The following is a 12,892-nucleotide window of genomic DNA, read 5'->3' on the forward strand; positions in this document are numbered from 1 at the left end:
ATTATGCAGATAATTGGCCATCGGAGGCAACAAACCCGTTCCAGAATAGGAAAAACTGGAAACAAACCGCCACCCATCCCATTGACCGTCGCGCTTTGCGCGACAATCAGCAGAAATGGGCATTTCCTTGCCGCAGCCAAATACCCGCAAAAATGGAACTATCACCGCGATATCTTCGCACGGCTGCCACGCTCTGGCCGCAATGCCCACGCATAAAAGCTGAGAAACGCCTCGTCACTGGACCGGATTGAAATGAAACCATTGAGCACCTTTCTTCAAAAGCACATCGGCCCGCTGGGTTGGCTTCTGAAAGAAGACAAGCCATCTTTTGCGCCGACCGCGCCAGTGCCTGCGCAAATTCGACGCCGCGCTCCGCGCACGATTATGGCTACGCCAACTGACGATGCGCTTCATATTACGTGCCCCGATCCAACAGCAGAAGATGCAATTCGCGACAAACATCTTTCTCGGGCGCAATATCTGGTCCGTCAGGAACGCTGGGACGACCTGATCGCACTCATTCAGACAGCCGATGCCCAGCGCCACATGACGCCCGGGACCATGCCTGTCGCTGACCTTTTGGCCTACGGTGCCCGTGCAGACGTTGTTCATGCCGCAGAACACGCGCTGATGGACGGTCACCCCGCCAAGGGTGCGCCGCTGCTTGCGGGGATCGAAGCCCTTGAGCATGTGCTTGCGGAATACCCAAAATCCTATGTGGTGGCTTGCATCGTAGCGCAGACGCACATGGATATCGGTTGGGCATGGCGCGGCAATTGCTGGGACATTGAAGTACCTGATCGCAATCGCGCAGCCTTTGAGGCCCATTTCGACCGGGCAACAGATATCATGGCCCCATTCTGCCCTCGCAAGTCAGGTTCGCCCCTGTTGGCCGCAACATGCTGCGCCCTGCTTGGTGGCAGCGATACTGGAAAGCGTCACGCGGCAGACCGCTATGAAGTCCTGATCGACATGAACCACGCCAATCCGCGCCCGATGCGTGCCATGGGCAACCATCTTTTGCCCCGTTGGTTTGGGTCCTACGAGGAGCTGGAGCTGGAGGCCCGCCGAACTGCCTCGCGGACAGCAGACACATGGGGAGCAGGCGGTTATACATGGGTGCAGTTCGACGCGATTGGGTATGATGATCAGGCATGCGCGAACCTTGATATCGATTTTTTCGTGGAAGGCCTGAAAGATATTCTTAAGCGCCGCTCAGACCCCTACACCGTGAACCTGCTGGCCGCGTATTGCGCAAATGCAATCGGTCAGGCGTTTTCAGGCAATGACCGCGCCGATCAGGTACGTTCCCTTATCGCCAACAGTGCGCAATGGATCGTCCGCAATCATCTGACGGAACTGCATCCGATGATCTGGGCACACGCGGCGCGCGGGTTTGACAACAATCTGCGGGTGCATTCGCCCACACGTTTTGCCGCCTCAGGCCGTGATGACGCCATGCGCATCATAACGGCTATGTTCAGCAAGGAAATTGCATCGGGCAAACGCATCGTTTTCACAGATACCGGACCCGTTGCACAGGCAAGCTGAACGAAGGATCGGATAGCGGTGACCGGGGGTAGCATCCAAGTGCGGAACCTGCTGTCTAAGTCATTGCTTTGAATCGCTCACAAACCTAATGTTGCTTTGCAGGCGGCCACTTGGGGAGGCCGCTGACCAGCTCCGGAGCTTTCACATCTATGCCGACGGCGCACGTCCTGATTGCTGACATCACGGGCAGTACAAAACTGTACGAGGAATTGCCCGAGCGGGACGCCCTGTCGCAGATCAGCATTGTCCTGGCCCGCATGCGCACCATCATCGACGAATGTGGTGGCGTCTGCATCAATTCCAAAGGCGACGACACACTGAGTGTCTACACTGAGGCAGAACAGGCCTTTGCCGCCGCCCGCGCCATGATCGAGACCGAATGGGCCAATGGCATGGCTGTACACGCAGGCGCGTATTGGGGAGAAGTGCTCAACCACGGCACCGATATTTTTGGTGATGCTGTGAACACCTCAGCGCGGCTGTCTGTATTGGCCAAACCCGGCGAAGTATTGATGGGCGACACCACCTTTGAACAACTGTCCGAACGCAACCGGGCACTTTGTGTCTCCATGGGCGGGCTCAAGCTCAAGGGTAAGGCTGACCCGGTGCGCGTGCACTCGTTTGCGGTTGGCGACATGGACACGCAGACCGTGCTTTTTGGCGCCAAGGACGCCGATGATGGCCCCCGCACAGAATCTGTCGCACTTCAGGCCGGAGATCGCGAATGGACGCTCACAAATGGTCAAAGCGTCATGGTCGGCCGTTCCGCTGACTGCGAGGCCGTGTTGGAACATCCCTGGGTATCCCGCAAACACGGCAGTTTCGAGTTGCGCGCTGCCCAGCTTGAATACACTGATCATAGCTCATCCGGCAGCACCGTGATCACCGCAGACGGACAGGAATTTTCCCTGCAACGCCGCTCTATGCCGCTGAACGGAGAAGGTGTTGTGCTGGTAGGCACGAGGGACCCATCCATCGAAACATCGGTGGTGCGATACGCCACCAATGACCTGATGCAGGATTAAGTCGGGTCCATTTGCTATCTTGCTTGGCAGATCCGGCGTTGTTCAGTGACGCAGATCACCGCTATACGTCCACATCACCGCACGACATAGACAGACATCGGGGCGTGGGACGCAACATAGCCCGCGTTGGACGACAGGATATGGTCCTTGAACCCCGGTACATGGCTTGCCATCACGATAAGATCGCAATCGGCCTCTTTCGCGGCTTTGATGATGTCCGAGCCGACATTTAAATGCAGGTCACTTCGCAATGCCACGTGATCAGAGGTGGGCACGCCATATGCTGCAGACTGGTCCGCAGCGAATTTCCTGAGACGATCTGCCATGCGTTCACCGTCGGTGCGCGCCGACATGGTTGGCACCGCATCGACAACATCAACATAGATAATTTCGGCATCGCTCTCTTTCGCGGTCTTGCCAGCCAGATCAATAGCCTTGGAAAGCTTGTCAACGTTGTCCAGATCAACAGGGACGAGAATTCTTGAATACATTTCGGTTCCTCCTCAACCTTCTGGACAGGCTAACGACCAGGACTGCGGGCGCATTGATCTCTATCAAAGGCAAGAGGAGCGTCTGGAAAACTGGTCAAACAGGCCAGAACAGGTACAAAGTCGGTGCGTTTAGCACTGTTGACTGCCCGCGCAAGAATCATCCGGCGTGGCGTCCGGCCAAAGCATCCTTTCCTCAAAAAATCCCTTGACCTACATCAAAGCCGACAGCGCGACCCTATCCTAAGGTCAATCACTACTGCCGAACAGATTGGAGATTGGGCCATGTACAAGAATATTCTCGTCCCCGTGCTACTCGATAAAGAACACGACACCGCAGCATCTTATGAAGTTGCCCAGGCCATTTCTGAGGATGGCGCAAAATTTCACGTGATCCACGTGATGGAAACCATCCCCAGCTACGCCACCACACAAATTCCGCAGGAAATCCTCGATCACACCCGGCAAGAGGCTGCCGAGGAAATGAACGCGTCCGCCAAGGCGTTGCCAGGTGCTGAGACACACCTCGTCTCCGGCCACGCGGGCAGAGCGATCCTTGATTATGCCGACAAACACGGATGCGACTGTATCGTCCTCGCCTCGCACCGTCCGGGGATGGAGGATTTCTTTCTTGGCTCCACCGCCGCCCGCGTTGTGCGTCACGCGAAATGTTCAGTCCACGTGATCCGTTAAGGAAACGGTGACAAAGCGGGCAAAAGGCCAGTTCCTTTTGCCCATGCGCACCCATGGACTTGCAGCACTCCGCTGCCTGTCCTAAACCCGCCTCAGCACAGCTTTGCCGGAGGCACCCCCATGCTTGACCTGACTTATGACACCCCCAAGCCCAAGCGTATCGCGGGCGCAAAAGACGACTGGGAACTCGTCATCGGGATGGAAGTCCACGCGCAGGTGTCTTCCAATTCCAAGCTTTTCTCTGGCGCATCGACCCAATTCGGGGCGGAACCCAATTCCAACGTCGCTTTCGTGGATGCGGCCATGCCCGGCATGCTGCCCGTGATCAACGAATATTGCGTGGAACAGGCCGTGCGTACCGGGCTGGGACTGAAAGCCGAGATCAATCTGAAATCCGCCTTCGACCGCAAGAACTACTTCTACCCCGACCTGCCGCAGGGCTATCAGATCAGTCAGCTATATGAACCTATCGTGGGCGAAGGCGAAGTGCTGGTGGAAATGGGCGACGGCACGGCGCGTCTTGTCCGCATCGAACGCATCCACATGGAACAGGACGCGGGCAAGTCGATCCACGACATGGACCCCAACATGTCCTTCGTGGACCTCAACCGGACCGGTGTGTGTCTCATGGAGATCGTAAGCCGCCCCGACATCCGCGGCCCAGAGGAGGCTGCCGCGTACCTCGCCAAGCTGCGCCAGATCATGCGTTACCTTGGCACCTGCAACGGCGACATGCAGTCGGGCGCGATGCGCGCCGACGTCAATGTCTCCATCTGCCGTCCTGGCGATTACGAACGCTATCAGGAGACACAGGATTTCTCCCACCTCGGCACGCGCTGCGAGATCAAGAACATGAACTCCATGCGCTTCATACAGCAGGCGATCGAGGTCGAGGCGCGCCGCCAGATTGCTATCGTGGAAGGCGGCGGCGAAGTGGTGCAGGAAACGAGGCTCTTCGACCCCGACAAACAGGAAACCCGCTCCATGCGGTCCAAGGAAGAAGCCCACGACTACCGCTACTTCCCCGATCCCGATCTGCTGCCGCTGGAGATCGAACAGGACTGGGTCGACCACATCCGCGACACGCTGCCGGAACTGCCCGACGCCAAGAAGGCCCGCTTCATCGGCGACTTCGGCCTGTCGGACTATGATGCCTCTGTACTGACGGCCGATCTGGACAGTGCAGGCTACTTTGAAGACGTCGCCAAAGGCCGCGACGGCAAGATGGCTGCCAACTGGGTCATCAACGAACTGTTCGGACGTCTGAAAAAGGACGAAAAAGGCATCACCGAAAGCCCGGTGACACCTGCCCAACTTGGCCAGATCATCGACCTGATCGCCTCTGACGCCATCTCCGGCAAGATCGCCAAGGACGTCTTCGAGATCTGCTACACCACCGGCCGCGAACCGAACGAGATCGTCGAGACCGAAGGCATGAAGCAGGTCACCGACACCGGCGCCATCGAAGCAGCGGTGGACGAGATCATTGCCGCCAACCCCGATCAGGTTGCCAAGGCGCAGGAAAACCCGAAACTTGCAGGCTGGTTCGTGGGTCAGGTGATGAAGGCCACGGGCGGCAAGGCCAATCCGAAGGTGGTGAACCAACTCGTCGCAGCAAAGCTCAAAGGCTAAGGCGGGCACCGCCACTGGAGACCAGCATGCAAGCCCCCTTCCGCTCTTCCCTCCAGACCGTCAAGCCGGAATGGATCGACTACAACGGCCACCTCAACATGGCTTATTACAACGTGCTTTTCGACGAATCCGTCGATCAGCTTTATCCGCTCATCGGCTTTGGCCTCGATTATCTGGAGACCACGGGCTGCACCACCTACGTCGCTGAATTTCACATCTGCTATCTGCGTGAGCTGCACGAGGGTGACGAAGTGACCTGCACCTTTTACCTGATCGAACACGACGAAAAGCGGTTCCACGCCTATCAGGAAATGCACCACAAGGACGGCTGGCTGGCCGCAACCGCCGAAGGTCTGACCCTGCATGTTGATCAGTCCGGCCCCAAGGTCGCGCCGATGCCGCAGTCCATTCAGGACAAGCTTGCCGCCTTCAAGGCCGCACAAACCGAAATGCCCGATCCATCCCGCATCAGCCGCCGCATCGCTCTAAAACGCAAGTGACCCCATAAAGCGGAGTTTCGCGCCCAGTTCCCTTTCCGTTATCCATCCGGTAAAACGACGCGACACAACGCCAGAGACTGCCCATGCCCCGCTACGAATACAAAGTCGTTCCCGCCCCCACCAAGGGCCTCAAGGCCAAGGGGGTCAAAGGGGCCGAGGCGCGGTTCAGTCATGCAATCCAAGAACTGATGAATGGGCTCGCCGGAGATGGTTGGGAATATCAGCGGGCTGAGACATTGCCATCGATCGAACGCGCTGGTCTGACCTCTACCACAACGGAATGGCGCAACCTGCTGGTCTTTCGTAGGCTTCGCGAGAATGATACTGAGGCTTTCGCGCCAGAGTTGCTGCCACCTCCAGAGGTTGTCTCTGTCACAACATCCGAACCGACTGGACAGGCCGAAAAAGTGGGTGATCCAACTGTGAAAGACAGTCCGGAGACCACCAAAGGTGCGTCAACACAGGAAACCCAGGCGCCTGTGTCAGAAGAGAAAACACCTGATCATGAGGATGGGCCCTTGGACAATGGCGTTGAAGACACCAGCGATATCGACGGAGTGAGCACGACACTCGGCAATCTTGCAGCCTCTCGAAAAGACGCAAAAACAGATGCTTAGGACACACTCCTAAACATCTAGATCAAGTGCCAACGCATGAATGCGCGCAATCAGGTCCGGCCCAAGTACCGAATGCACGGCCCTGTGGCGCGCGACCCGACTTAGCCCCTTGAACGCCTCACTACGGATGCGCACATTGTAGTGGCTTTCACCACCCTCCTGATATCCACCGTGCCCACGGTGGCTTTCACTGTCATCCACAACCAGCAATTCGCGTGGCGCAAAGGCCTCACGCAACCGATCTTCAATCTCTTGTGTCTTCGACATATTTTTTTACCCTCGCCCCCTTCAATCTCGCTCCCCAGCGTCTAAACTCATGCGCCTGAGTCGGAAAGGTCTAACCCCATGAGCAAACCTGATCCCTTCGGTTTCGACATGTCTGTGTCGTCCTCGAAAAAGAAGAACCCCCGTGGCCGGAGGGGCATGTCAGGCGCGTCCGAAACCTCGACGCGCGTGTGCGATCATGACGGCTGCGATGAGCCCGGCAAGTTCCGTGCGCCCAAAGCGCCCGATGTGCTGGACGACTACTTCTGGTTTTGCCAGCAGCATGTTCGCGAATATAACCTGAAGTGGAATTTCTTCGACGGCACGACCGAAGCTGAGCTGAACGCGCAGTTGTCCGAGGACAAGGTGTGGGAACGCAAGACCAAACCGCTTGGTGATCCGGAGCAGCGCGCTTGGGCGCGTCTAGGCATTGAGGACCCGCATCAGGTTTTGGGCAAGAACGCGACCCAGAACCCGGGTCGCGGTGCGCAGGCTGGCAGGCGTTTGCCGCCGACCGAGCGCCGCGCTGTCGATATACTTGAGGTCAAGGACAGCATGACCAAGCCCGAAATCCGCAAGGCCTATAAAGCACTGATCAAGGTGCTGCACCCCGACATGAACGGTGGCGACCGGTCGCAGGAAGATCAGCTTCAGCAGGTCATGTGGGCGTGGGACCAATTGAAGGTCAGCCGGAATTTCAAGGATTAAAGGTTGGCCTCTGATGCCAGCGCAAAGGAGGCCAACATGGACTATCCCTATGATTTGGGGCGTTATTCCCGCAAGGTAGCCACGCGGAGCGCGGAAGCGCAGCTATGGTTCGACCGTGGGCTGAACTGGATTTACGGCTTCAATCACAAGGAAGCGATTGCATGCTTTGAAAAAGCCATCGCGGCTGATCCCACTTGCGCCATGGCGCATTGGGGCCATGCCTATGCGGCAGGGCCAAACTACAACATGCCGTGGGTCCTCTACGATTCCAAAGGCCGCGCGGAAGCCTTGGCCGAAGCATACGACGCCGCACAGGCCGCTTTGTCCCTGACCGGCACTGTGTCTCCGGTTGAGGCGGCTCTGATCTCGGCGCTCGAGGCACGCTACCCTCAACGCGAGCCGATTGAGGATATGGCCCCATGGGACCATGCCTTTGCAGATGCCATGCGGGACGTCCATTCAGCCCATCCCGATGATCCGGAGGTGGCCACGACTTTTGTTGACGCCCTGATGAACCTCACCCCTTGGAACATGTGGAACCTGCAAACCGGCGATATCGCCGCAGGTGCCTTTACCCAGGAGGCGCAAAACGTTCTGGAGCGCCAGATGACACTGCCCGGTGGTATGGCGCATCCCGGCATCCTCCACCTTTACGTGCACCTTATGGAAATGTCCTCGCATCCAGAAAGGGCACTTAAGGCAGGCGATGTTCTGCGCACGCTGGTGCCGGACGCAGGCCATCTGGTGCACATGCCAACCCACATCGACGTGCTTTGCGGGCACTATGAAAACGTGGTGCGCTGGAACGAACAGGCGATAGAGGCGGATTTGAAATATTACGAGGCCGAAGGGGCCTTCAACATCTACACCGGCTACCGCCAGCACGATTATCATTTTGTGATCTATGGCGCTCTTTTCCTTGGGCAGTTTGAGCCGGCAATGCGGGCGGTGCGCGGTATCGATGAAACGACGCCAGAGGCACTCTTGCAGATGCAGTCACCCCCCATGGCGGATTTCTTTGAGAGCTATCTCAGCATGGAGCCGCATGTCTTGATCCGGTTCGGCATGTGGGAAGACATTCTGAAGCTGGAACTGCCCGACGACATCGAAACCCGCTGCACGAAAGTTGCGATGATTGAGTATGCCAAGGCGCTGGCGCTGTCCGCCCTCGGACGCGTGCCCGAAGCCGAAGAGCAGCACGCTGTCTTTATGGCGGCCAAGGCCCGCGTCCCGGAAAGCCGCCTGCTGCACAACGTGCGTGTCGTGGACCTGCTTGAGATCGCAACGGCAATGCTGGACGGCGAATTGGCGTATCGCAAGGGCGCGTACGAGACTGCTTTCCAAAGGTTGCGCGATGCTGTCGCTCTTGATGATGCCCTGCCCTATGACGAACCATGGGGGTGGATGCAGCCCACGCGCCACGCATTGGGCGCACTGCTGTTCGAACAGGGTCATTTCGCCGATGCAGAGACCGTCTTTCGCGAAGACCTTGGGCTTGCCCCAGGTCTGCCGCGCGCCTGTCAGCACCCGGACAATGTCTGGGCCCTGCGCGGGCTCTACGATTGCCTGATCGCGCAGGACAAGACCGGCGATGCGGCTCATATCAAGCTGCGTCTTGATCTGGCCGAAGCCCGCGCCGACCGCCCCATCAACGCCGCCTGTGGCTGTGCGCAGGTTGCCATGGCAACCGGCTGATCCATATATCTGGCGGTAAAGAGCGATAAACCGATAGGCCAGCCCTTGCAGGTGCGGCTGATATGTTGCACCACGGGGCGGATTTTAGTCTCCCCCCGGAGCATGGATGAAAGGACGACCCGATGGCCGACGGCGCACTGGATATCAACACCAAACCGACTGAAGAAATCAGCGTGCGTGAGGTGTTTGGCATTGATACGGACATGGTCGTCAAAGGCTTTGCCGAGCGCACGGACCGGGTGCCAGACCTCGACAGTACCTACAAGTTCGATCCCGACACCACGTTGGCGATTCTTGCAGGCTTTAGCCACAACCGCCGGGTGATGATCCAGGGCTATCACGGCACGGGCAAATCGACGCACATCGAACAGGTCGCCAGCTTGCTGAACTGGCCCTGCGTGCGCGTGAACCTCGACAGCCACATCAGCCGGATCGACCTTATCGGTAAGGACGCGATCAAGCTGCGTGATGGCAAGCAGATCACTCAGTTTCAGGAAGGCATCCTGCCTTGGGCGCTGCGCAACCCGACCGCTATCGTGTTTGATGAATACGACGCGGGCCGCGCGGACGTGATGTTCGTGATCCAGCGTGTGCTCGAAGTGGACGGCAAGCTGACGCTGCTGGACCAGAACGAAGTGATCACACCACACCCCTATTTCCGCATCTTCGCGACTGCCAACACCGTCGGTCTGGGTGACACCACCGGCCTTTACCACGGTACCCAGCAGATCAACCAAGGCCAGATGGACCGTTGGTCACTGGTGGCAACGCTGAACTATCTGAGCATCGACGCCGAAACCGCGATCGTTCTGTCCAAGAACCCGCATTACAACACCGAGAAAGGCCGCAAGACGGTCAAACAGATGGTGACCGTGGCGGACCTGACCCGCACAGCCTTTATGAACGGGGAACTTTCCACCGTGATGTCCCCCCGGACTGTCATCGCATGGGCGCAGAACGCCGAGATCTTCCGCAACATCGGCTACGCCTTCCGCCTGAGTTTCCTCAACAAATGCGATGAACTTGAGCGCCAGACCGTGGCTGAGTTCTACCAGCGCCTGTTCGACGAGGAACTTCCTGAAAGTGCCGCAAGCGTCAGCTTGGGGTGAGGCATCTGTCATGCATATCGGCTTGATCGGAGGCATAGGCGTCGCTGCGACCGTCGCGTATTACCAGCGGCTCACCCGGGCAGTCGCCGATTTGGGCAAGCCGCTTGAACTGACGATCTCTCACGGCGACGTGCATACGTTGATCCGCAATAACCTTGCCGACGACCGGCAGGCACAGGCCAATATCTATGCCAAGGCAATTGATCAGCTTGCCGGAGCCGGAGCCGATTGCGTGGCAATCACCTCTTTGGGGGGGCATTTCTGTTTCGAGGAGACCAAGGCAATCTCATCCCTGCCGCTCATTTCTGCAATGACCCCGCTGGACGCCTATTTTCAGGCACAGGGGTTTTCGACAGTAGGACTTCTGGGCACCCGTGTCGTGATGCGCACCGGCCTTTACGGACAGCTCAAACAGACAAAAGCTGTCGCTTTGGAAGATGAAATTGACACTCTGGGCCAGGCCTATCTGGACATGGCGGTTTCAGGTGTCTGCACCGAAGCGCAGCGGGTGATGTTCCCGGACGCGGGCCAACGCCTGATCCGGGACCGAGGTGCCGATGCCGTTGTGCTGGCGGGCACGGACCTGAACCTTGCCTTTGACGGGCAAGACACTGATTATCCGGTAGTGGACGCGCTTGACGTTCATGTGGATGTCCTCGCCCGACTGGCAGCGGGGCAAATTGACCTGAAGACCGCGATGGGGGACACCAATGTCTAAACCTTCCGACAATCCCGCAGACGCCTTCAAGAAAGCGCTGGCAGAAGCCTCCAAGGTCATGGCGAATGACCCGGAGCTGAACGTCACCTATTCCGTCGATCCGTCGGGCCTGTCCGGTGAAACCATGCGCCTGCCGCAGGTCAGCCGCCGCATGACCCGCGAGGAAGTCCTGCTGGCACGCGGCACCGCTGATGCGCTGGCGCTGAACCGCCGCTATCACAATGGCCAGACCCATGCGCGTTATGCCCCGCAGGGCGAAATGGCCCGCGACCTGTATGAGGCGATGGAAACCGCCCGGTGCGAGGCGATGGGCGCGCGCGACATGCCGGGAACTGCGGGCAACATCGACGTCAAGATCAAGCATGAAGCCCTGCGCAAGGGCTACGATCAGGCAAAACAAGCCAGTGACGTGCCCCTCGCCACGGCTGCAGGCTATCTGGTCCGCCACCTCGCCACGGGCCGTGATCTGCCTGCCGGGGCAGAGAACGCCATGGAATTGTGGCGCGGCTTTATCGAAGATCAAGCTGGCGGCACGCTTGAAAACGTTAACGATATTCTCGACGACCAGTCGGCATTCGCCAAATTTGCGCGCCAGATGATCACCGATCTTGGCTATGGCGACCAGCTGGGCGACGACCCTGACGCACTGGACGAAGATCAGGAAGACGAAGCCGAAGAGGGCACTGAAGAAGATCAGGATCCGGACAGCACAGGTCAGGACGATCAGGAAGAGGACGACGCCGAAGGCAGCGCCGAACAGTCACAGGAAGATCAGCAGGACGCCGCCGAGGCCCAGGTCTCCATGGACGATATGGCCGATCAGGAATTGGGTGAAGAGGCCGAGATGCCAGAGGGCGATGCCCCGATGGAGCCGCCTGCCCCGCAGCCGGTTTCAGACGCCGACCCCAATTATCTGGTCTACCTCGACACCCATGACGAGGTGATCGGCGCTGAGGAACTGGCCGAACCAGTCGAATTGGAACGCCTTCGCGCGTACCTTGATCAGCAGCTGGAGCCGTTGAAAGGGGCGGTAAGCCGTCTGGCAAACAAACTACAGCGGCGCTTGCAAGCGCAACAAAACCGGTCTTGGGAGTTCGACCTCGAAGAGGGCATTCTTGACGCTGGTCGCTTGGCACGGGTTGTTGCAAATCCCACGACGCCGCTCAGCTTCAAGGTCGAAAAAGACACGGAATTCCGCGACACCGTTGTCACGCTGCTGCTGGACAATTCCGGCTCCATGCGCGGCCGCCCGATTTCCATTGCGGCGATCTGCGCGGACGTTTTGGCGCGGACCTTGGAACGCTGCAACGTGAAAGTGGAAATCCTTGGGTTCACCACACGCGCCTGGAAGGGGGGCCAAGCCCGCGAGGCATGGCTGAACGAGGGCCGCCCGGTGCAGCCCGGTCGCCTGAACGATTTGCGCCACATCATCTATAAATCCGCCGATGCACCTTGGCGGCGCACACGCGACAACCTCGGCCTGATGATGAAGGAAGGTCTGCTGAAGGAAAACATCGACGGGGAGGCGCTGGAATGGGCGCACCGTCGGATGATGGCACGCCATGAAGCGCGCAAGATCCTGATGGTCATTTCAGATGGCGCGCCGGTGGACGATTCAACCCTGTCCGTGAACCCCGCAAACTATCTGGAAAAGCACCTGCGTGACGTGATCGCCATGGTGGAAAAGCGCCGGGCGGTCGAACTTCTGGCGATTGGTATCGGCCATGATGTGACTCGCTATTATGATCGCGCGGTCACCATCACCGATGTGGATCAACTTGCCGGCGCGATGACCGAACAGCTTGCCGCGCTCTTTGACAGTGACCCACGCGCCCGTGCTCGCGTCATGGGAATCCGCAAGGCCAGCTAAGACCCCTTACCGTCCGCATCAG

Annotated in this window: 13 protein-coding genes; 11 read left to right on the top strand and 2 right to left on the bottom strand. The window is 58.5% G+C overall.

Annotated features, from left to right (window positions below):
• The first annotated feature begins 252 nt into the window (after positions 1 to 252).
• Both GV827_RS01515 and GV827_RS01520 read left to right on the top strand, forming a co-directional pair.
• A complete protein-coding gene (locus GV827_RS01515) occupies positions 253 to 1,551 on the top strand; it encodes a hypothetical protein (protein ID WP_386332919.1) in 1,299 nt (432 codons plus the stop codon).
• A gap of 149 nt (positions 1,552 to 1,700) precedes the next feature.
• The gene (locus GV827_RS01520; protein ID WP_164351922.1) at positions 1,701 to 2,576 is read left to right on the top strand and encodes an adenylate/guanylate cyclase domain-containing protein; all 876 of its coding nucleotides are present in this window, start codon (positions 1,701 to 1,703) and stop codon (positions 2,574 to 2,576) included.
• Between the two features lie 74 nt (positions 2,577 to 2,650).
• Here GV827_RS01520 and GV827_RS01525 read toward each other — a convergent pair whose 3' ends face one another.
• Positions 2,651 to 3,067: a universal stress protein gene (locus GV827_RS01525; protein ID WP_164351923.1), complete on the bottom strand. Its 417-nt coding sequence runs from the start codon at positions 3,065 to 3,067 to the stop codon at positions 2,651 to 2,653.
• A 282-nt stretch (positions 3,068 to 3,349) separates the two neighbouring features.
• Between GV827_RS01525 and GV827_RS01530 the strand changes: the two genes are divergently transcribed.
• The 4 genes from GV827_RS01530 to GV827_RS01545 all read left to right on the top strand — a co-directional run bounded on the left by GV827_RS01530 (position 3,350) and on the right by GV827_RS01545 (position 6,506).
• The gene (locus GV827_RS01530; protein ID WP_164351924.1) at positions 3,350 to 3,757 is read left to right on the top strand and encodes a universal stress protein; all 408 of its coding nucleotides are present in this window, start codon (positions 3,350 to 3,352) and stop codon (positions 3,755 to 3,757) included.
• Between the two features lie 120 nt (positions 3,758 to 3,877).
• Positions 3,878 to 5,389 (top strand): Asp-tRNA(Asn)/Glu-tRNA(Gln) amidotransferase subunit GatB, encoded by a 1,512-nt coding sequence (gene gatB / locus GV827_RS01535; protein WP_164351925.1) that lies wholly within the window; start codon positions 3,878 to 3,880, stop codon positions 5,387 to 5,389.
• 26 nt (positions 5,390 to 5,415) lie between these two features.
• Complete coding sequence (locus GV827_RS01540) at positions 5,416 to 5,889, top strand: thioesterase family protein (protein WP_164351926.1); 474 nt, start codon at positions 5,416 to 5,418, stop codon at positions 5,887 to 5,889.
• Positions 5,890 to 5,972: 83 nt separating this feature from the next.
• Positions 5,973 to 6,506, top strand: coding sequence for a DUF4177 domain-containing protein (locus GV827_RS01545; protein WP_164351927.1), 534 nt, complete (start codon positions 5,973 to 5,975; stop codon positions 6,504 to 6,506).
• Between the two features lie 9 nt (positions 6,507 to 6,515).
• On the opposite strand, the gene GV827_RS01550 is transcribed toward GV827_RS01545, so the two are convergent.
• A complete protein-coding gene (locus GV827_RS01550) occupies positions 6,516 to 6,773 on the bottom strand; it encodes a BolA family protein (RefSeq protein ID WP_164351928.1) in 258 nt (85 codons plus the stop codon).
• 78 nt (positions 6,774 to 6,851) lie between these two features.
• Here GV827_RS01550 and GV827_RS01555 point away from each other — a divergent pair, with 78 nt between their 5' ends.
• The 5 genes from GV827_RS01555 to cobT all read left to right on the top strand — a co-directional run bounded on the left by GV827_RS01555 (position 6,852) and on the right by cobT (position 12,870).
• Positions 6,852 to 7,478: a J domain-containing protein gene (locus GV827_RS01555; protein WP_164351929.1), complete on the top strand. Its 627-nt coding sequence runs from the start codon at positions 6,852 to 6,854 to the stop codon at positions 7,476 to 7,478.
• A gap of 36 nt (positions 7,479 to 7,514) precedes the next feature.
• Complete coding sequence (locus GV827_RS01560; RefSeq protein ID WP_164351930.1) at positions 7,515 to 9,173, top strand: tetratricopeptide repeat protein; 1,659 nt, start codon at positions 7,515 to 7,517, stop codon at positions 9,171 to 9,173.
• Between the two features lie 122 nt (positions 9,174 to 9,295).
• Positions 9,296 to 10,282, top strand: a complete 987-nt coding sequence (gene cobS, locus GV827_RS01565) for a cobaltochelatase subunit CobS (RefSeq protein ID WP_164351931.1) — start codon at positions 9,296 to 9,298, stop codon at positions 10,280 to 10,282.
• 10 nt (positions 10,283 to 10,292) lie between these two features.
• Positions 10,293 to 11,000, top strand: coding sequence for an aspartate/glutamate racemase family protein (locus GV827_RS01570; RefSeq protein WP_164351932.1), 708 nt, complete (start codon positions 10,293 to 10,295; stop codon positions 10,998 to 11,000).
• Positions 10,993 to 12,870 (top strand): cobaltochelatase subunit CobT, encoded by a 1,878-nt coding sequence (cobT, locus tag GV827_RS01575; RefSeq protein ID WP_164351933.1) that lies wholly within the window; start codon positions 10,993 to 10,995, stop codon positions 12,868 to 12,870. Before GV827_RS01570 ends, cobT begins: the two co-directional genes overlap by 8 nt.
• Positions 12,871 to 12,892 lie beyond the last annotated feature (22 nt).

This window comes from Sulfitobacter sediminilitoris (genome assembly GCF_010667575.1).
Taxonomy (GTDB): domain Bacteria; phylum Pseudomonadota; class Alphaproteobacteria; order Rhodobacterales; family Rhodobacteraceae; genus Sulfitobacter; species Sulfitobacter sediminilitoris.